Origin of the sequence: Terrimonas pollutisoli (assembly GCF_029360765.1) — a bacterium.
In the GTDB taxonomy this organism is placed as follows: Bacteria; Bacteroidota; Bacteroidia; order Chitinophagales; family Chitinophagaceae; genus Terrimonas_B; species Terrimonas_B pollutisoli.
Genome location: NZ_JARKNA010000069.1, coordinates 1 through 617 on the forward strand (window position 1 = coordinate 1; position 617 = coordinate 617).

Annotated in this window: 1 protein-coding gene; it reads left to right on the forward strand. The window is 58.5% G+C overall.

Annotated features, from left to right (window positions below; translation table 11 throughout):
* Nucleotides 1-167: 167 nt before the first annotated feature.
* The coding region (locus P2W73_RS26680; RefSeq protein WP_276505101.1) for a hypothetical protein at nt 168-617 on the forward strand (450 nt) is incomplete at its 3' end.

Below are 617 nucleotides of genomic sequence, written 5' to 3' on the forward strand. Positions count from 1 at the left end.
GTGAAAGCAAGATCAAACAAGAGAAAGGAGTGTTATGATCAGAAAAAGATGCTGAAGAGAGCGGCGACTCCCATGGCCAGCCAGAAGCTGGTGGACACAGAGGAGGCAGTGTTAGCCAGGGGAGGAGGGGTATAGGTAGATGACGGCTTGGCTGTCGAGCTAGGATGATGGCTGGAGATCCAAGTAGACGAGGCGGAGACCCATGGGTTCGGGATGCCCGAGGAGTGACCTGGGGATACGCCGGTTGGGGCAGGGCCCGGGATCAAGCCGACGGTGGTCGAGTGGCCGGAGACGCCGGTGGTGAAGGTAACCTGGGGCACGGTCAACGTGTAGGTGGAGTAGGTGATGGTCGTGCGAGGAACCTCGGGAGCGGCGGTTGGGTTTGGTGCCGCACTGGTGCCAGTCACAGGAGCGACACCTGTGGGGGCAGGAGTGGGGATCAGAGTAATAGTGCCCGGAATGGCAGTGACAATGCCTGGATTGCCAGGGATATAGGGAGCACAGATACCGGTGAAGTAGGAGAGCGCGGCCTGGATCTCTTCTTTGGATGCACCCCATGCCTGAATACAGCTGATGACCTTATCTGTGAACTCATGGTTCGGGCAGAATCAACCGGG